Source organism: Chryseobacterium sp. 22543 (genome assembly GCF_052044565.1).
GTDB lineage: Bacteria > Bacteroidota > Bacteroidia > Flavobacteriales > Weeksellaceae > Chryseobacterium.
Genome location: NZ_JBQENH010000002.1, coordinates 852,480 through 870,221, shown reverse-complemented (window position 1 = coordinate 870,221; position 17,742 = coordinate 852,480). Strand labels below are relative to the sequence as shown.

Annotated in this window: 21 protein-coding genes; 3 read left to right on the top strand and 18 right to left on the bottom strand. The window is 34.1% G+C overall.

The window, feature by feature from the left end:
* Nucleotides 1-138 precede the first annotated feature (138 nt).
* The 4 genes from ACTJIP_RS09725 to ACTJIP_RS09710 all read right to left on the bottom strand — a co-directional run bounded on the left by ACTJIP_RS09725 (nt 139) and on the right by ACTJIP_RS09710 (nt 2,698).
* Nucleotides 139-681: a hypothetical protein gene (locus ACTJIP_RS09725; protein WP_139348477.1), complete on the bottom strand. Its 543-nt coding sequence runs from the start codon at nt 679-681 to the stop codon at nt 139-141.
* Nucleotides 682-779: 98 nt separating this feature from the next.
* On the bottom strand, nt 780-1,148 hold the full coding sequence (locus ACTJIP_RS09720; protein WP_077414601.1) for a hypothetical protein: 369 nt from the start codon (nt 1,146-1,148) through the stop codon (nt 780-782).
* A 51-nt stretch (nt 1,149-1,199) separates the two neighbouring features.
* Nucleotides 1,200-1,793, bottom strand: a complete 594-nt coding sequence (locus tag ACTJIP_RS09715; protein WP_440704499.1) for a dihydrofolate reductase family protein — start codon at nt 1,791-1,793, stop codon at nt 1,200-1,202.
* Between the two features lie 32 nt (nt 1,794-1,825).
* The gene (locus tag ACTJIP_RS09710; RefSeq protein ID WP_440704498.1) at nt 1,826-2,698 is read right to left on the bottom strand and encodes an alpha/beta fold hydrolase; all 873 of its coding nucleotides are present in this window, start codon (nt 2,696-2,698) and stop codon (nt 1,826-1,828) included.
* A 285-nt stretch (nt 2,699-2,983) separates the two neighbouring features.
* Here ACTJIP_RS09710 and ACTJIP_RS09705 point away from each other — a divergent pair, with 285 nt between their 5' ends.
* A complete protein-coding gene (locus ACTJIP_RS09705) occupies nt 2,984-3,127 on the top strand; it encodes a bacteriocin-like protein (RefSeq protein ID WP_175627206.1) in 144 nt (47 codons plus the stop codon).
* 27 nt (nt 3,128-3,154) lie between these two features.
* Complete coding sequence (locus ACTJIP_RS09700) at nt 3,155-3,301, top strand: bacteriocin-like protein (protein ID WP_167375285.1); 147 nt, start codon at nt 3,155-3,157, stop codon at nt 3,299-3,301.
* Between the two features lie 153 nt (nt 3,302-3,454).
* On the opposite strand, the gene ACTJIP_RS09695 is transcribed toward ACTJIP_RS09700, so the two are convergent.
* From ACTJIP_RS09695 to ACTJIP_RS09675, 5 genes are all read right to left on the bottom strand, one after another.
* Complete coding sequence (locus tag ACTJIP_RS09695) at nt 3,455-4,363, bottom strand: hypothetical protein (protein WP_228408688.1); 909 nt, start codon at nt 4,361-4,363, stop codon at nt 3,455-3,457.
* A 10-nt stretch (nt 4,364-4,373) separates the two neighbouring features.
* The gene (locus ACTJIP_RS09690) at nt 4,374-5,222 is read right to left on the bottom strand and encodes a hypothetical protein (RefSeq protein WP_077414605.1); all 849 of its coding nucleotides are present in this window, start codon (nt 5,220-5,222) and stop codon (nt 4,374-4,376) included.
* 10 nt (nt 5,223-5,232) lie between these two features.
* Nucleotides 5,233-6,129 (bottom strand): hypothetical protein, encoded by an 897-nt coding sequence (locus tag ACTJIP_RS09685; RefSeq protein ID WP_077414607.1) that lies wholly within the window; start codon nt 6,127-6,129, stop codon nt 5,233-5,235.
* Between the two features lie 1,275 nt (nt 6,130-7,404).
* Nucleotides 7,405-8,142, bottom strand: coding sequence for an energy transducer TonB (locus ACTJIP_RS09680; protein WP_440704497.1), 738 nt, complete (start codon nt 8,140-8,142; stop codon nt 7,405-7,407).
* A gap of 151 nt (nt 8,143-8,293) precedes the next feature.
* On the bottom strand, nt 8,294-9,049 hold the full coding sequence (locus tag ACTJIP_RS09675) for a DUF6882 domain-containing protein (protein WP_428168147.1): 756 nt from the start codon (nt 9,047-9,049) through the stop codon (nt 8,294-8,296).
* Nucleotides 9,050-9,443: 394 nt separating this feature from the next.
* Between ACTJIP_RS09675 and ACTJIP_RS09670 the strand changes: the two genes are divergently transcribed.
* A complete protein-coding gene (locus ACTJIP_RS09670) occupies nt 9,444-10,037 on the top strand; it encodes a suppressor of fused domain protein (protein ID WP_180565668.1) in 594 nt (197 codons plus the stop codon).
* Nucleotides 10,038-10,185: 148 nt separating this feature from the next.
* On the opposite strand, the gene ACTJIP_RS09665 is transcribed toward ACTJIP_RS09670, so the two are convergent.
* The 9 genes from ACTJIP_RS09665 to ACTJIP_RS09625 all read right to left on the bottom strand — a co-directional run bounded on the left by ACTJIP_RS09665 (nt 10,186) and on the right by ACTJIP_RS09625 (nt 17,738).
* Nucleotides 10,186-10,821 carry an immunity protein Imm33 domain-containing protein gene (locus tag ACTJIP_RS09665; protein WP_180565667.1) on the bottom strand — a complete coding sequence of 212 codons (636 nt, stop codon included), beginning with the start codon at nt 10,819-10,821 and terminating at the stop codon, nt 10,186-10,188.
* 106 nt (nt 10,822-10,927) lie between these two features.
* A complete protein-coding gene (locus ACTJIP_RS09660) occupies nt 10,928-11,311 on the bottom strand; it encodes a DUF2750 domain-containing protein (RefSeq protein ID WP_180565666.1) in 384 nt (127 codons plus the stop codon).
* The gene (locus ACTJIP_RS09655) at nt 11,311-11,658 is read right to left on the bottom strand and encodes a DUF2750 domain-containing protein (RefSeq protein ID WP_440704496.1); all 348 of its coding nucleotides are present in this window, start codon (nt 11,656-11,658) and stop codon (nt 11,311-11,313) included. Before ACTJIP_RS09655 ends, ACTJIP_RS09660 begins: the two co-directional genes overlap by 1 nt.
* Before the next feature lie 126 nt (nt 11,659-11,784).
* Nucleotides 11,785-12,204, bottom strand: a complete 420-nt coding sequence (locus ACTJIP_RS09650; protein ID WP_180565664.1) for a hypothetical protein — start codon at nt 12,202-12,204, stop codon at nt 11,785-11,787.
* A 19-nt stretch (nt 12,205-12,223) separates the two neighbouring features.
* Nucleotides 12,224-12,709 (bottom strand): ankyrin repeat domain-containing protein, encoded by a 486-nt coding sequence (locus tag ACTJIP_RS09645; RefSeq protein ID WP_440704495.1) that lies wholly within the window; start codon nt 12,707-12,709, stop codon nt 12,224-12,226.
* 120 nt (nt 12,710-12,829) lie between these two features.
* Entirely contained in the window at nt 12,830-13,465 is a 636-nt protein-coding gene (locus tag ACTJIP_RS09640) for an immunity protein Imm33 domain-containing protein (RefSeq protein ID WP_180565662.1), read from the bottom strand.
* Between the two features lie 157 nt (nt 13,466-13,622).
* On the bottom strand, nt 13,623-13,973 hold the full coding sequence (locus ACTJIP_RS09635) for a DUF2750 domain-containing protein (protein WP_232539092.1): 351 nt from the start codon (nt 13,971-13,973) through the stop codon (nt 13,623-13,625).
* Nucleotides 13,974-14,014: 41 nt separating this feature from the next.
* A complete protein-coding gene (locus tag ACTJIP_RS09630; RefSeq protein ID WP_180565661.1) occupies nt 14,015-14,317 on the bottom strand; it encodes an NTF2 fold immunity protein in 303 nt (100 codons plus the stop codon).
* 10 nt (nt 14,318-14,327) lie between these two features.
* Nucleotides 14,328-17,738 (bottom strand): DUF6443 domain-containing protein, encoded by a 3,411-nt coding sequence (locus ACTJIP_RS09625; RefSeq protein WP_440704494.1) that lies wholly within the window; start codon nt 17,736-17,738, stop codon nt 14,328-14,330.
* Nucleotides 17,739-17,742 lie beyond the last annotated feature (4 nt).

Here is a 17,742-nt window from a genome sequence, read left to right as displayed (position 1 = left end):
CAGGAAATAAAGAAATGAATGGAGGATTTTTACGGATGAATGAAAGAGATCATTTTTACACGGTGGCACTTCATTCAATACATTGAAAAAATCCGCCAAAAAAGTGACGGATTTTATAGTATTTGAAAGCTGTTGAAATTAATTGACAGCCGGATCAATAAGTTCTGTAGTAAGTCCTAAAGATTTTAGCAGATTTTTATTATCAAAAAACAAGGTTGCAAACCGTTTTCCTTTCTTAAAAATCAGTTTTGAGCCTCCCGGAAATTCACTGTCTGCACCAAGTTTCTGCGTTTTAGCATTGTATTTACTGAACTTAGTTTTGCTGTCCTGCAATGTACTTTTATTCATGATAAGGCCAAATGGAAGTCCTTCTACCACTACGGATTTATTGTCTGAAATGGTAAAAAACATCTCATCAACAATATTGTTTTTACCCAGGCTGCAATAGAGTTCCAATCCTGTCTTCATAGGCCATTTCGCGTATTTCTCTTCATTGGCATCTTCATAAAAAACAGTTTTTATGTTCAGTGCTTTTGATATTTTATCGGGAGTCTGCGGAAAAATAAATTCTGTATTTTTATCTAATAAAGAGTTCAGAGCAGCTGTTTTCTGAGAAAATGCAGTGATACTTACCAGTTGAAAAAAGAGGGTTAAGATGAAAGTTAATGTTTTCGTCTTCATGAATTGTTTAAAATTTAATGATTTGATGGTTAAAGATATTAATTTTTTGATTAAAACCATATTCTAAGCAATTTTCTACATCGTCTTTCTTTCTTTTGCTACTTTCTTTCCTGTAGATTGAAGACTGTGCCGGCAGGATCGGTAATCCAATGCATATTTTCGGGAAGCTCTTCAATTTCGTCACAGGTTTCTACTCCGTTTGACCGAAGGTATTCTGTAGCTTGCTCTACATCAGGAACTGTAAGCTGTAACCAGGTTTCGGAATGGGTATAATTATCTACACAGTCCAGCCAGATGATATTATTCCCGAATTTTACCTCATGGGTTCTGGAAACCGTTGGATTATTAATCGGTTTTTCTTCGACGTTCAGTTTTAGGATGTCTCTGTAAAAGACTACCGTTTTTTCATATTTACTTTTTGGAATTTTTATGGCAATATTTATTCCTGCTTCAAATTTCGTATCCATATTGTAGGTTTAACAGTTGTAAAAAAATAAAAATTAATGAAAGGCCTCTATTTACATTTCAACATTGCCTGTCACAATCTCACCAGAACGTTTGTAGTTAGCTATAATAACTCCTTTTGATGTTACATGGCTTTCCGTGAGGGCAAAAGCAGCCGGAACAGAATTATCGTCAAACAGTTTTTTCCCTTCACCAAGAATCAACGGATAGATTTTTAGACGAAGTTCATCTACAAGGTCATTCTTCAACAGCAGATGAATAAGTTCGCTGCTGCCCCAAATCTGAATATCAGCACCTTCTGATTGCTTAAGCTTCCGGATATCATCCAGATTTTTGAGAAAAAATGTATTCTTCCAATCTGAATTCTCTATAGACTGAGACAGAATATACTTATTCCCTTCGTTGATTCCCGGCCAGAATTCAGCGTGCTGAGGCCAGTAAGATGAAAAAATATCGAATGTTTTTCTTCCCAGAAGATAGTCAGTCTGTTTCATTTCTTCCTGCATGATTTCACCGAAAAGCTCATCACTATACGATACAGTCCATCCACCATATTTAAAGTTTTCGGATGTATCTTCTTCAGGACCGCCGGGTGCCTGCATGACACCATCCATTGTAATCATTGATATGACAGTTATTTTTCTCATGATATTCAATTTATAAATGATATTGTATCTGATTATTGTAAAAAGCTGTTCAGATAGTTCAGAATTGTTGCTATCTGCATCATCAGGCTGACATGGCTTTGCCCCGGAACAATAGCCAATTGGGATTTTGGCATAGGTCCCATATCTGCAGACACTCCACCTCCCAATAATTTATAGGTTTTTGATAGTTCGGTTTTATCCAATCCATCATTGTCACCTGCTATAATTAAAACTGGTGCTGAAATTTTAGAAATATTATCATCACCCAGATCAAATGGCTGTCCAGCTGTGGCTATCATCTGCTCCAGAAACTTTGTCCATTTTGTTTTATCAGGCGCTACGGCATCATAAGCAGTATGCATAGGGCTGTTCATAAAGAGTTCAGGTTTCATTCCTTTAAATGCATTATTTACTTCAGGAAGCCAGCCGCTATTTTTATACGTTGAAGAAATAATAACTAGTTTGTTCAGCCTTTCCGGGCTTTGTATTGCCAGCTGATAAGCGATTGCTCCCCCAAAGCTATATCCTGCCACATCTGCCTTATCAATTTTCAGATAATTCATTACCTCTGTCACATCACTTGCCAAAGCAGTATGTGATAATTTTCGTTCTGAAAACGGAGTATGCCCGTGTCCCTGTAATTCAACAGCGATTACTTTCCTGTTTTTTGACAGTTCAGGAATCAGCTGTCCCCAATTGGTATCAATAGTCATGAAAGCACCATGCAATAATACGATGGGCTTCCCTTTACCATAGACTTCATAATAAACTTTGCTGCCGTTAGCAGGTGCATAGCCACTTTCAGAAGGTTTCACTTTTTGTCCACATACCTGTGATGTGATAATGGTAATCATTAAAATCAGTAATGATTTCAATAGGGTTGAGAATTTGAATAGACTTTTCATAATATTATCAGATTTGGTCATTAAACTTTTAACCAAAATTAGCAAGTCATTACGAAATCCAACTTGTCACAAGACAAGATTTTACTCAAAAGAAATCAATTCTTTGTGCATTCCTTTAACAAGGCTTATTTAACCTACTTCACATACATTATATTTTGTTTAATTATAGAAATTCTAAAGGAAAATATTAAACAATAAACTGATTGAAAATAAATATTTTCATGATAATTCTACAACAGTTGATAAAAATTGATTAATTTCGAATAGAACTAAACCTATATTATTATGAAAAATTTAAAGAAAATCGAAAGACAGGATTTGAAAACAATCAAGGGTGGAATTGACTGCAGAGGCGGACAGCTTTGCTTAATCGGCGGAAAGTGGCAATGTATGCCATACGATGGATGTGGTGGTGGAAACCAACCTTAAGTTTTAGTTTAATTCAATTACTTGACTATGAAAAATTCTAAAAAAATTTCAAGAGATCAGTTGAAGAATATTAATGGCGGAGCATTAAGTTGTTCCGAAGCATGCTGCCCTCCTCCGGGAATAAAGAGATGTCCCTGGGTGATTTGTATAGCACCATGTGAGATTTTAAGTTAAAACACTGTATTCTCCAAAAATAGAAACCTGTAATTCGTATGAGTTGCAGGTTTTTATTTTAAGTTTACGTTTTCATTCAAAAAAAAGTCTCCCGCAATCAAGCTGGGAGACTTAAAAATTAAAATCAGATTGTTCAAACTTATTAAAATATCTTTATTGTTCAACTATCGTAAGCGCATTGTAAGCTCCACTTCCTGATACATCAAACTGGCTGGTTGTACCATCAAATGCTACTGTAATCCAGGTAAAAGGTCTTAGTTTGCTACCTTTATTCAGGTATACACTTACTGTACAGGCTGAACCTACCGGTACGGCATTGGGACTGGCTCCAGTATCAGAAGCATACCCATTATTTGTTTTTATTCTTTGGGTAATTGTTCCGGCAGAATCTCTAACTTCCCAAATAGCTTCTGTTTGATTGTTAGCCCCGGTATTTACCTGGCTGGATTGTAATGCAAAAGTAAATGTTGCAAAATAAACTCCATCGCGTGGTGCTGTAAATTCACCTGTAGCCGGATCAAAATTTGAGGTTGGAACCCCAGAATCAGAGTCTAATTTTTCAGTCCAGTTCGTTAAATAAGAAGATCTTCTCTGCACTATGCCGGATTTGGTTCCTATTTCTGAAGGAACTGCGCTTTCAAATACATAGGTATCCTGAGTAGTTTTACTTGCCATTACTATAATACGCGGTTTCCCTTTAGGAAAAAAACTGACCCAATTTGAACCATCAGAAAATTCTAAATATCCCTTTACCCCAATGGCCGGGCTTGCAATATACCGTAATGCTCCGGCCCCAGCCTGGGCAGCTGTTTTCGTAGTATTTCCAATAGCCACAGAACTATTTGTTCCGCCGCGTAGATCCAAAGCTACTTTGGGATTGGCAACCATAGTCCCCAATTTTCCGGAACTATTAACTATAATATTACCGGCATCCGTTTTAACCTCAAGCGGATTTGACGGATTGGGTACTCCTATTCCTATTTGAGCATTTATATAGGTTACACTCAGTGACAAAGCAATAACAGCACTGATCAATTTTTTTATTTTATTTTTTTGTCCCATTATTACGTGTTTACAATTCACTTATACTTAAATTATTTAATTTACTGTCATTCAAAGTATTTCGGGCACTGCCTATATTATGCCTTATGCTGAATTTTATAGTATCATCTTTTTTAAGATTGAAGATAGCATTACAGTTACCACTTATATAATTACTTACTGCACCAGCCTGAAAAGCAGGATAAGAATTTATAGTTTTAAATACAGGAATATTATCTGTACTTTGACTGCTTTCTATTGCAGTTTCGACAAATGTATTTTTAGGGATATTTCCATTAGCCAGGGTAATATTGAAAGAAACCAGATAAAAACCATCACGGGGAGCTTTAAAAACCCCTGTGGAAGGATCAAAATCTCCACTGGCACCGGCCCCTAAATCAACTGTTTCTGTCCATCCTGTAATAACTGTTGAAGCTGCACTTGGAATACTTTGTGCAGAGCCTTTACTGGCATTTACCAATGCTTTTGTTGGAGCAGTAAGTGGCAATGCTATCCATTGTTCACCGTCGGAATATTCTAAAAATCCACCGTTATTGTAACGTAATGCTCCTCCCCCTGCGGCAGAGGGGCTTTGTGTATTATTGCCTAAACCAATAATTCCCTGATCAGACGAAGACCTCAGATCAACTTTAGTAACGGGATTTAAAAGTCCAAAGCCAACCTGACCAGTTGATGTAACAATAACATCATTAGATATTTTTGCTGCGTCAGGTGCTGAGCCATTATCTTTTCCTGCATCTATATGTAGAGGTTGTGCCGGCGTAGGAGTAAAAAAACCTGTTTGTGCCATTGTTTTAGCTGCAGAAAAAAATAAAATACAAGCAAATAGTTTATAAGTTATATTGATCTTCTTTTTCATAGTCTATATCTTAATGTTCTATTATGGTTAAATTGTTAAATCCATCATCTGGATTTGCAGGATTCGAAGAATCTGTAGTAACTCTAAGCGGAATAGCACCTGAAGTAAGATTTTGATATAGTCTTACACTTACTTTAGTCCCTGCCGTAAGAGTAAGGGTAACAGTACTCGATCCTCCAGCCTGTGTGGAACGTGTAGCATTTGCGTCATCAGCTGTACCTGTCATAGACTGTCCGAAAGTTTTATACACACTGGCAAGAACAGTGCCTGTAGCGGGATTATAGAATTGTGACTCAACTCTGGAACCATCACTAATAACAGCTCCGTTAAAATTGAATGTTAACAAAAAAGTATAAGTTCCATCTCTGGGAGCTGTAAATTCACCAGAGCTGGGATCAAAACTATTGCTCATGTCACGTACCTCATTCCAGTTAATAATGGTTGTTGCAGAAGCAGATGGTATAGACTGACTTACAATTTTACGAACAACAATCACAGCCTTTTGAGGGGCAATATACGCTTTGTGCCATACTGCGCCATCAGACACTTCGATTTTAGCACCCACTGGTACACTGTTTATATCATATCGTGTAGCACCCGCACCTGCCGTTGCTGCCGACATCATTGTTGTCCCTAAACCAAGAGCATTTTCACTTCCTGCTGATCTGATATCCAACTGAACCTTAGGATTAAGAACGCCTGCACCAATGAATCCTGTTGTTTTATTTACAATAACATCATTAGAAACTTGTGTTGCCGTTGGTACTCCTGAAGCAGAATTATCCTTAGCTCCATCTACATGTAAAATCCCTTGTGGGTTACTTGTACCCATTCCTACTTGCGCATTCAATATACCGATAAAGAAGCAACAAGGTAAGATCAGTGCTTTATGTGTTTTTTTTCTCATATTCTCATTTAAAATTTGAGGTAATAAAGGTTGTGAATCCTCACTCTTACGTGAGATTAATCAACCTTTCATAAATCATCTTAATAATTTATAAACCAGATTTTAATTAGGCAAATGTGTTTTTAGAATCTTACTTTCATTGATGTAAACATCAGGTCAATAATAATTTTTGCAAAATTGTTGATTTTCTACCATCAGGCAAAACATAACCTATCGATAGATTTCGATGTTCTGATAGATTTTTATAAGTTTAAGATTCTTTAAGGATTTTGATATTAGTATCATTCGGATACTTTCAAATGAAGTAAAATGATCAAGTTAATTTTTTTACCGGATAGTAAACAGATCGTTTTAAGATTATGATTATTTAGCACATTTTGTACTTACACAAAACAAAAAAGCTGTAAAATATTTTACAGCTTTTTTACTATTTTAATTCAATAGTTTGCGGAGAGTGAGGGATTCGAACCATTTTATATAAATTATTGAAAATGAATACTATTTAAATTTCAGATTCAACAATAGCCACGAATTTGCCACAATTCCATAAATATCTTAATCTACAAAATCTAACAAAAAGATTTAAAGAACGATTTTAGTTTTAATATTACAAATATAAAAAGAAGTTTAGTAATTAGCAATAAGATACTATTTCACTCCACTTTATTAATAATGTAAGTTTTAAAGGTAACTCTGAACGACTTCCAAAAATGCACAGGTTGACTTCCTTGAATTTTTAATAACCTAGAAACTTGGCTTGGTCTTGGTTTATTCATCTGATCAAAAAAATCACAAGCTATATGATACACTGAACACAGATTTCATTTTCTGATAACGCAGTTCAAAATTACCATTTACATTGACGGGCTCAGAACCGTTCATCCATCAACCCAGTCTATGATATATTCCAACTTGTTTTAGATAAAATATTCTTCATACTATATTTTCCAATAACGGTCCATTTATTCAGCCTTGCTATGTCTTCATTCTCAAGATTTTTTACCAGCAATTCGTATTGCTCCCTGTCACTTATCTCTCCCTAAAATTTATCTAAAAGATCCCGACACAACAGCCGCCTTGTAAAACAGTGTAATGATTATTTTAGCATATTAAAATCATGAAATGCTTACACTCGAAAGCAAACTCACTAGATTAAGAAAAAAGATAAATTAACACATTAGTCTTGCTTTAATTTGTTAATTTTTATTTGAAAGGCAGCTACAACTGTAATTGTTTCATATTGAATATCCAGGCACCAGTTTTATACAGCCGTTTTTAATGGTCATTAATTGTTAGTGAAATTTCCAGCTTAGTTTCTACATTAACTCCATGGATATTGCCCGGCCTCCAAGTCCCTTTAATACTTTTGGCAGCATTAATAACCATTCTATCAAAACCGATATTCCCTGATGTTGGATTCACTATAAAATCAAAAGCTTTACCATTTTTATCCACTTTAAATTTCAAATATATCCGTCCAAACCGATCAAATTTAAAACCATTAGTACTTACCTTTCTGCTGAACTGTTCTTTAAAAACCGCATTCCCACCAGGAAATTCTGCTATCCTATCGTAGTAATTCATTGGATCATAACCTTCTTTATAGTTTTCAAATAAACTATCAGGAAACATGATTATCTTTTGAATTACCGGAACTTTTTTTTCATCCAGTTCTGCAGGAATCCAACCTTGCAAATCTTCCAAAACGGCTTGGCTCAATTCAAATGCACATTTATTTTTCCGGGCACTTTCTATATTTGACTTTTTTAATAACTTTATAGTCTTATCAGGGTAAACAACAACTTCTGCAATATATAATTCCTTCTTATTATCACATGGATTAAGTTTCTTTTTTCCTATAAGTTCATGTATATCTTTATAGAGTTTGATATTACCACCAATATACGCCTGCTGCCCATCAGGATATCTGCTATATACGATAGAGTCTTTCCATTTATTCTGCCCAAACAGTATTGAACTTATAAAAACAAAAAGTAGATTAATTTTTATCATGATTTTTCATATGTTTTTTAGTAGAATTCATCTTTATATTCAATTCAATCACGCTGATTAGTTCCATTGACAATTAGCTTCTTTTGATTTTCATTGCTGTAGAATCCTTCAAGTCATATTATTGATTTCTGGTGCGGATAAATCTATTCAACTATTGCATATTTTTATTGAATTCTTTCAATTCAAAATAACAGTTCTCACATATCAGTGTTATCCCCGCGAATTTTTCAGACTCCTCATTCCAACCATCGGATTCAACTCTGATTTTTTCACATTCACTACACCAAGCCTGTAAATCTTCATCTTCTTCCAATTCCATCCCCTTATAAGTATCAAAGGCTTCTTCAAAACCTTTTGGTACTTCAAGATTTAAATGCTGACATACAAATGCAGGTCTTGAATATCCATGACTATCACAATCAACCTTTTTTTGCTTCATCATCTTTACTTCTGATGATTGTTCATCGGGAACGTTGATGACTAACAGGTATTTTTCTAAATCATCAGTATTAACTTTATACACACCAACACCTTTTAGAAAATCAAAACAAATTGAAGATAATTCCCACCCATCATACTCATCACCTGGGAAAGTTCCATTGTAAAGTTTTTCATAATTATGTTCAATGCCAAATTCTTTTACTATCAGAAGTTCATTTTTATTCTTTTCAATGGAATGGCTATTAAACCAACTCCACATCCAGGTTTTTGATTTTAAAGAATAGCTTCCGACAGGAACATATTTAAAATACACCTCATCATTATCATCGTTATATAACCTTAAAAGTTCTAATTCACTGTCATAAAACCAATTTTCATAAGAATCAATTTTATAAATTTCTTTAAACTTCTTCTGGGATTCAACTAACCTGTCTAATCTTGTCTTACTATATTCTTCGTAATTCATTTTCTAATGTTATAATAATTGGTGAAACTCATAAACCAAGAAACGATCACTCCTTTGGAACTGGCAATAATAAAAAAGTTTCCCAAATGCAAAAGGTAATAATAAAAAACCAAATGACTTTTATTTTAGTCATTTGGTAAGTCACATCCATTTTTCTGTTATGAAAAACTAACTATCAATTCCAGTAAATCTATTTTTGAAGTATAAAATTTTCCAAGGATTTTTAGTTGAGCAAAAATATACCTTATGCAGTAAATAACACACCGTAAAAACCCCATAACAAACTCCTCTTTTTTACGGAATTCCCTATCAAAAGTATTATAAGTTCCTTCTCGATCTGTTACCCATATTGCACATTAACCAAAGTATCTTATATTTAATAAAAATTAATTTAATGTCCAAACATACTTCTACTGAAAACATAGAATTGGTTAACTATATAACAAGTGTTGTTGGTATTAATAGAATAGTTGATCGCCATTGGGACGAACTCAATAAAAATTTCATTGATATTCTTACATGTGATGACCAGCTTTACTCAAAAATAAAATTTTGTGGCACCATCGGTGTTTCTGACTACCCTAACAAAATTGAAATGAAGGACAGCAGCTTTAAAAATATTCCGATTGAACTTCTTATTGGTGGATATAAAGAATTTGAGCTGTTATCTAACATTCTTTCCACAGCAGGGTTTTATATTACCAAGAATGGTTGGGAGTGCCAACCGGGGTCAGTATTTATGCGGATTATCGAAATGTATTATGAAACTTCGGAGATGAAACATATTATGTTTGTATCTCCATTTCTATGGGCAGATAAATTGAAATCATTGGAACTTGAAACTAAGACGGTTCATTGGCTTATGTGCATCCCAATATCTGATAGAGAACTTGATTACAGAATGGAGAATGGGGGTTCTGCACTAGAAGACATATTTCAGGAAAATGATATTGACATTTTTGATATTAATAGAACATCAGCCATTTAAAAATTATATTCCAATAACAAAATTACAGTGCACCAAGAAATAACACAGACAATCAATTAAATTGCCTGTGTTTATAAAATACTCCAATATCAGGTTTTATTTAAGTAAAATGAACAAATGTAAAACGTGATCAATTTTAAATTGACAGTTATTCCTCATCATCCTGACGAATTTCAATCTTTCCCTCTTTCATAAGGAATCTATATCCAGAAGGTATTGCTAAGTACTTTAAAATATCAGGCCGAGCAAATGCAACATGATAAAAATGCACCATTTTTAATGACTTAATATCGTCATTATAATCATCCGTGATAAGGTACCATCCACTCTCATCTTGAGGTGAATCATATCTAATTCCTTCAATATCCTTTCCTTCGTAAACACCATCTGATATAACAACTGATTGATTGAAGTTTGGAAAGAGAGGAATAAGATTCTGCTGCCAACATGTTTCGCTTTGCTGCCTAACAACCGAAATTGCTGTATCACAGCCTTTATTAAAATCGCTACCGTCTACATTTGGCTCATACAGATCATAACAGTTATCTTGATCCAGTCTAAATTGCAAAAGCCACGAATAATAGCCAATATTTTGATTTTCAGAAATAATTGGTTTACTATCTACGATATAATCTATAATATATTTAATAACCTCTATATACTTTTCAGGTTCATTATTAACAATGGCAACTCTAATTTCTTTAGTTATATAAGCATCTAATTCCTTTGTTTCCAAATAAAGATTATCTATTATATATATTTGAATTCCTTTGTATGTTATCATATATTTTTTAATTATAAAACCCAAATAGATTAAAACAAACCCTTGTATTTCTGCAAGGGCTGTTATTACTCTATTTTTGATACGAGCGGGACGCTCAACAGCAGGATTATTCTATCTTATCTAGCTCTTCTTGTAAATCTCGATTAAATTCTTCGAGATTTACTACAAATCCTGATTTCCCATTTACAGGAAATACATTAATTAAATAATTTTCAGAATTAATAATATCGAATATATTTTCTTTTAAATCATCTAAAGTTAATTTGATAGGTTTGCAATCGTCCCAACCTCTTTCCAAATATAATGTAACAAACTCCTCAGCAGGCCAAAATGATATAAGATTAAATTCATCAATTTCTGAAATAACATAATCCCCATCCTGATCAATAATTGTCCAAAGTTGTTCAAAGTCTGCAGCCTTCTTAATAAAGTATTCATATCTTTTAATAGGCTCTAATCTTAAAATGTTTTCAATTTCTCTTTGATTCATTACTCATACTGTTCTAATTCTTCTTGTAAATAATCGAGAAGATCTTTTGGTGAAGTTACCGTTCCTTTCGCATTTGGTGTAAGAAAAACATTTACCAATGTCTTGTCATTGGTCATTCCGGGAATCCATTTTTCAATAAAGTTATCTAATGTTATAACCTCAGGTTTATAATTTTTCCATTGATCAACCGCGCAAAGTACAGCAAATTCTTTCTCTGGCCATACGGGAAATATTCGATTATCATCATTATCTCCAAGTAGAGCCCAACCATCATCATTTAATCCCCAAAGTTCTTCAAAATCTGCTACTTTTCTGATGAAGTAGTTATACCTTTCATCTTCTGACATTCTTAAAATGTTCTCTATTTTCTTTTTTGTACCCTCCATACTTTAAGTCAACTTAAGTGTGATTTTGAAATTTAGGGTATTAAAAAACAATACCCTAAATAAGCCACACGCTTGTAAATTTATCTTTTATCGGATTTTGCAAATTTCAGAAGCAAAAATATCTCCTTCAAATTGAGTTTCAATAATAGCACATTTTCCTTCTATCTTTTTGATTGTACAAAGGTACCCACCATGAGTATTAATATATTTGTCAACTTCGTCATGCTGGCTTTTGGTAAGATCTAATAGTAATGTAAATTGACAATCATTCTTCCACAATATTTTATAGTATCTATCCTTCTGTAACTTTATATTTGTAGATAGATCAAAAACCTCTTCTTTCTGAAAATCTTTGGATTTTTCTATTAGATACTTTTTATTTGTCTTCTTATTTATTAGCACAAACTTTCCATTTTTAAAATCTCTGCAAGATAGTTTTCCAGAAACAATTTCTTTTGGATTAGCTAGTAATGACAGAACAAAGGGAAACATTATTAAAAGCTTCATAATTTCTTTATATCTATAATTAAGAAGTAAGAATTTTAATCATTTCTTCATCATCAAACTGTTTCGCAAGATCTAATGGGGATCTATCACTGTTATTTTTAGACGTTGAATCAATTTCATATTCTTTTAGAAGTTTAACAATATTATAGTCACCATCTGCGTTAAAAACAGCAACCCACATTGCATTATTCCCATATTGATCTTTAATATCTTTCTCTATTCCTTTAGCATTTAATAACAATTTAGTAAACTTATAATTATTATGATCTACACTATAGTGCAAAGGCGTTTTACCCTCATCATCTTGTTTGTTAATATTGATATTACAAGATAAAAGATAATTCAAAATTTCTAATGCATCATAAGCAACCGCTTCATGAAGAAGGTTTTGTGTATATTCATTCACGAATCTATTTACATTCGTTTCATTTACAATTTTCTTTAGGTTTTCTAATTCATTGAATCTAACCATTTGAAAGACACTATCAATATAATTGCTGTTCATATTTTCTCCTGTAATTTTATAAGTAGTATTGGCATTTAAAATTTAGGGTATTAAAAATAATACCCTAAGTAAGCAAAACATTTACAAACTTTCTTTTAATGATATCATTCTAATTGGGAGTTACTCCTCCTCATCCTTATATATTCCAATATTTCCTTCTTTCATGATAAATCTGTATCCAAATGGTATGGCTAAATACTTTAAAATATCAGGACGAGCAAAAGCAACATGATAAAAATGCACCATTTTTAATGACTTAATATCGTCATTATAGTCATCCGTGATAAGGTACCATCCACTCTCATCTTGAGGTGAGTCATATCTGATTCCTTCGATATCTTTTCCTTCATAAACACCATCTGATATAACAACTGACTGGTTGAAGTTTGGAAAAAGAGGAATAAGATTTTGTTGCCAACATATTTCTCCTTGCTGTCTAACAACCGAAATTGCCGTATCACAACCTTTATTAAAATCGCTGCCGTCAGCGTTTGCTTCATATAGATCATAGCAATTATCTTCATCCAGTCTAAATTGTAAAAGCCATGAATAGTAGCCGATATTTTGGTTTTCAGAAATAGCAGGTTTACTATCTACAATATAATCTATAATATATTTAATAACCTCTATGTAGTTTTCGGGTTGATTTTCACCAATTACAACTCTTATTTCTTTATCCAGATAAGTATTTAGCTCTTTAGTTTCAACATAAGTACTATCATTTACGATTATTTCAATTCCTTTGTATCTTATCATATTTTTTAGTTAACTGTACTTTTTTGAGATAATCTTAAAAAGAAAGTGTCCATTTTAAGACACTTTCTTTAATTATTACCGTAAGGGTTCAAGAATTTCTATAATTCTGGATATTTAATTATGTTTAAATTTCAGATAGTTACTATTAATGACTTACTTATCCATAATTCTTCAACTCCTCGCTCAAATCCTTAGAGAACTCTGTTAGATCAACCACGAATCCCGTTTTATCAAAAACTGGAAAGACATTAATTAAATAACCATGATCAGCAATAAAATCAATAATTTCATCTTCAAGATCATCCAAGTCCAGCTTTTTAACTTGACAATTTTCCCATCCACTAACTTTACAAAGTTCTGCATATTCCTTCGCACTCCATAAAGGAAATAATTCTTCGTCGTTAATTTTTGATACTACGTAATCCCCGTTATCATCTGTGAGAGTATAAAAAAATTCAGAATCAGCTACTTTTTTTATAAAGTATTTATATCTTTCTACAGGCTCCAATGCAATTACGCTTTCAAACCTCTTTTTGTTTGGGACTATTTTTACTCTCCATGGGTATATTTAATCACTTCTTTAGTTTTTACATTTACTTCTGCATAAGCAACACCTCCTATTACTGGTGGTTTAGGAAAACTCCCATGCACAGTCCAAATACTATCATTCTTCCTTTCTGCAACGAACGGTTTTTGTTCATTTATGGCTGATTTTCCATAAACTTCATTCCATTTTTTTTCAGCTACAGAAATTGCAATCTCTTTATCAGTAATGTTATTTTCACTTTTATTAGATATTCGTTGCTCACAACAAGCAAGGGAAAATAGCAATATAAAACTATAATATTTCATTTTAAATTATTTATTGGTGACGTGGTAATTGTTTTCGATCTATCGATGGTGTCTGTTCTCGATTTTGCCTCATAGCTTCTATTGATTTTAAACCATCATCTAAAACAGGTTTGGGAAGATAATCAGAAATAGGATCCAATTTAGGAAAAGGTTTAGGTTTAGCCCTATAGTCTCCTAAAGAAGGTCTAGGGTTTTCTATAGGATTAATTCTATTCTTTCTTTCTGGTGAAGTAGCATCACTTGGCATATTTGTTCTTAATGTTTTTTCTGTATCAGAACTTAAATCATAATATTTTAATTGGCCTCCAGGAGTTACAAGAAAAGCATCTAATCCAAGATTGTTTGCAACCCCTTTATCTCCACCACCACTTGCATCTCCTGAAAAATTTTCATCATCATACTCTTTGTCTTCATTACCATGGGCATGAATATAAGCGGAAGCAGCTGCACCTTTTGGTAGTTTCATATTTAGACCTTGTGGAATACCATGAGCTTCACCTGTTGTAGGATTATTATAAGCATAATACTTTTTACCATCCACATATTTAAAGTAAATCACTGCTCCTATTTCACGTTTATTTAATATTGACTTTCCATTATATTGTTGTCCAAAATTTGCTGCAGCATTTTCTCTGGTATTAAATAACACGTGAGGTTCCAATCCCTCCAACTCTCTTGCATCAACTACTCTATTTCCACTGAAAGCATAGGTTGACCAAGTATTGTATTTTTCACTTAGTGGGTCAACATTAAAGAACCTCCCCATCGCAGCATCATAGTTCCTCCATTTAAAAGAACTCCATCCTGTTTCAGTTTGTTTTTCCTGTCCCTGGCTAGAATATTTATAGTTTGGTGTTATTGAAACAGCAGTACTCAACTCTCCTCCAAACTCTAGTCCAAAAGGATAATAATGAGTGGTTCTGTCTATTTTCAGGTTACCGGAAGCATCTTTATAATACGCTAATCTGATGTTTCCTACCTGATCTGCATAGTGGTAAATATACTTATTTTGAACGAAATCATAATACCCTTCTGAAGTTGGAACAAAACTTAATACATCATTTAAATATTGAAATCCATCCAGATAATCTGTCGTTTCAACAGTTTTTAAATTCATTCTACCTGTCCCATATGTATAGATTTTCCTTAGTTTTTCTCCTGCAGCATTATACAGATATTTTGTATTGACGTAGGTATTAACCTCTAAATCATGAGGCACGTAATTCTGATCAAATTTCACATAGTTGGGAAGATTAAGATAATTGTAGTCTATCTGCAACATACCTCTGTCAATATGGCTGATCATATTCCCGTTATTATCATAAGAGATTGTATTTCCTGAATTGTCAGGGTAACCGCCATAGTTTCCAGAAGTATCATTAACCTTAGTAAGTCTATTTCCGGTGTAAGAATACCCCAAATCACCCATCACCACCGCTCCCACATTTGATAGTAATCTATTTCTTTTTAGGGTCTGGATATTCCCGTTTACGTCATACGTCAGCACTTCGTTGTAATAATTATTCTGCGGAACCGTTGCATTGGGCTCAGAATAAATCCCATTTTTTAATCGGTCTAATCCATCGTACTGGTAATTATATCTTCTAAATGTTCCTCCATCAGCAGCCTGCCAATCTATTTCTGCAATATTCCCATTGTATTTACCTGTAGAAACTGTAGAATAAACAGGATTGTGGTATTTAAGCTCGTAGGCAAAGAGCTTTCCGTTCAAGTTGGCGGGATCATTCACTTTCGTAATCCAGCCTCTGATATTGTAAGTCTGATCTATTGACTGCAAAGGGCTACCCGTGGTATTACCTATCTTTTTATTAGTAAGCTGTCCAAGGTCATTGTAGGTGTTTTCTACCAGAAGTTCTTCTGTTAGACTGTTCACCTTATGATAGAGCTTAAGCAGCCTTTTCTGGTCGTCGTATACAAATCTTTCTTTGATAACCACTTCCGCATCTGCATTTCCTTTTTTGTGATAGGTATAACTTTCATCCACAGCACCAGCGAAATCAAGCTTGAATTCTTTTTTGGTATATCCGCCTAGATGATTCCAGGTTTTTTCAGCTACCTTTCCACCTTTGGTGTTGTAATAGAAATAGGTTTTCGTCCAGTTGTCATCCTCTATGTTCTTTATATAAGAAGCTGTGGGCAGACCTTGGGTATTGGCACCTCCGTTGAGAGCCTTATCTTCATTAACTACATATTGATCGAGGATTTTCGCCGGAGGGAACTCTTTAGTATCCCTTGGATAAGAGTCATAATAATTAACGGAAAGAAGAGTTTGAAAATTAGTAAAAAGCGTGTTGGTATAATAAACTACAATCCCATTTTTGCTAAAACCTACAGCAGTAGGTGTTTCGCTGATAACAAGATTATTAATCTGTCCTTGTAGATCTGCCCGGCTTCCTCCGGTGATAAGCCCTGTGTAAGCAACACGACCAAAAGCATCGTATTTGGTCAACAACCACTGTCCCTTATTTTTCAGGTTCACATCCTGGGTAAGCACCGGACGGTCTGCAGCATCATACACCACAGATTCCCAATCATCCCTTCCAGAAAGTCTTTTTTCCACCTGCCTGTCTAGTCCATCATATCGGTACTGGTAGCAATAGGTGTTCAAAATATCTGTAGTAACAACGTTATTATTCTGCTCAATCTTCTTTACTGCCAGAGCCGGAATTACAAATGCCTTTTGGCCGTATTCGTTGTAGACATAATAGGTATCAATATTCTGTGCTCCGTCTGTTCTGCGTACCAGTACCGTCTCACCGCGCCCATTTTGAAATTGAATAACCGGAGTTCCGTCTTCATCGGTAACCGTATTTTTGTATAGTATCCCTGCATCATAAAAGCCACTTCCTGATGCTATGGAAACCGAAGAAATGGTTTTATTATCCGTTCCTACCGTATTGGTAGTTGTATTGGTAATAAATTTCTTAACCTCTGTCCCAAGGTTTACCTCATATTTAAATTTTTGGGTGTGTCCGCTGCTCATCTTCCAGGGATCACCCGGCTGAGCCACTTGCTTTATCCTGTCTAAGGGTGAATTTTCAATTTCCTTTTCTGTGTAGGCATTAGCTGCTCCATAATAAGAGTTAGCTGTACTTTCATTTACAATTCCGGTATGGATAGCTGAATTGAGGGTATTGGCGGGAACAGGAAGAATTTCCTTAGCCTGTCTTCCAAAGGCATCATAAGTGATAGGAGTAACAAGATCTTTTCCTGTTGTGGTCGCTTTTACACTGACAATTTGCTTGGGTCTTCCCAGTCCATCGAAATAGGTAACGGTCTCTGTCTTCTTAGTACAGTCACCGCTTAGACAGGTTTTGGATTGTATATAATTTTCTGTTGTACTTTGTGCATAGGTCGTCATCGCTGTAAACAGCAGACCTAAAATTTTAATTTTTTTCATTGGT

Coding starts and splice junctions, on each gene's coding strand:
- ACTJIP_RS09715 (WP_440704499.1), bottom strand. CDS start 1,793: ATGAGAAAAATAACTGTCATATCAATGATTACAATGGATGGTGTCATG.
- ACTJIP_RS09705 (WP_175627206.1), top strand. CDS start 2,984: ATGAAAAATTTAAAGAAAATCGAAAGACAGGATTTGAAAACAATCAAG.
- ACTJIP_RS09650 (WP_180565664.1), bottom strand. CDS start 12,204: ATGAAGCTTTTAATAATGTTTCCCTTTGTTCTGTCATTACTAGCTAAT.
- ACTJIP_RS09700 (WP_167375285.1), top strand. CDS start 3,155: ATGAAAAATTCTAAAAAAATTTCAAGAGATCAGTTGAAGAATATTAAT.
- ACTJIP_RS09695 (WP_228408688.1), bottom strand. CDS start 4,363: ATGGGACAAAAAAATAAAATAAAAAAATTGATCAGTGCTGTTATTGCT.
- ACTJIP_RS09640 (WP_180565662.1), bottom strand. CDS start 13,465: ATGATAAGATACAAAGGAATTGAAATAATCGTAAATGATAGTACTTAT.
- ACTJIP_RS09665 (WP_180565667.1), bottom strand. CDS start 10,821: ATGATAACATACAAAGGAATTCAAATATATATAATAGATAATCTTTAT.
- ACTJIP_RS09685 (WP_077414607.1), bottom strand. CDS start 6,129: ATGAGAAAAAAAACACATAAAGCACTGATCTTACCTTGTTGCTTCTTT.
- ACTJIP_RS09670 (WP_180565668.1), top strand. CDS start 9,444: ATGTCCAAACATACTTCTACTGAAAACATAGAATTGGTTAACTATATA.
- ACTJIP_RS09720 (WP_077414601.1), bottom strand. CDS start 1,148: ATGGATACGAAATTTGAAGCAGGAATAAATATTGCCATAAAAATTCCA.
- ACTJIP_RS09690 (WP_077414605.1), bottom strand. CDS start 5,222: ATGAAAAAGAAGATCAATATAACTTATAAACTATTTGCTTGTATTTTA.
- ACTJIP_RS09655 (WP_440704496.1), bottom strand. CDS start 11,658: ATGTCAGAAGATGAAAGGTATAACTACTTCATCAGAAAAGTAGCAGAT.
- ACTJIP_RS09725 (WP_139348477.1), bottom strand. CDS start 681: ATGAAGACGAAAACATTAACTTTCATCTTAACCCTCTTTTTTCAACTG.
- ACTJIP_RS09625 (WP_440704494.1), bottom strand. CDS start 17,738: ATGAAAAAAATTAAAATTTTAGGTCTGCTGTTTACAGCGATGACGACC.
- ACTJIP_RS09710 (WP_440704498.1), bottom strand. CDS start 2,698: ATGAAAAGTCTATTCAAATTCTCAACCCTATTGAAATCATTACTGATT.
- ACTJIP_RS09680 (WP_440704497.1), bottom strand. CDS start 8,142: ATGATAAAAATTAATCTACTTTTTGTTTTTATAAGTTCAATACTGTTT.
- ACTJIP_RS09630 (WP_180565661.1), bottom strand. CDS start 14,317: ATGAAATATTATAGTTTTATATTGCTATTTTCCCTTGCTTGTTGTGAG.
- ACTJIP_RS09645 (WP_440704495.1), bottom strand. CDS start 12,709: ATGAACAGCAATTATATTGATAGTGTCTTTCAAATGGTTAGATTCAAT.
- ACTJIP_RS09675 (WP_428168147.1), bottom strand. CDS start 9,049: ATGAATTACGAAGAATATAGTAAGACAAGATTAGACAGGTTAGTTGAA.
- ACTJIP_RS09660 (WP_180565666.1), bottom strand. CDS start 11,311: ATGAATCAAAGAGAAATTGAAAACATTTTAAGATTAGAGCCTATTAAA.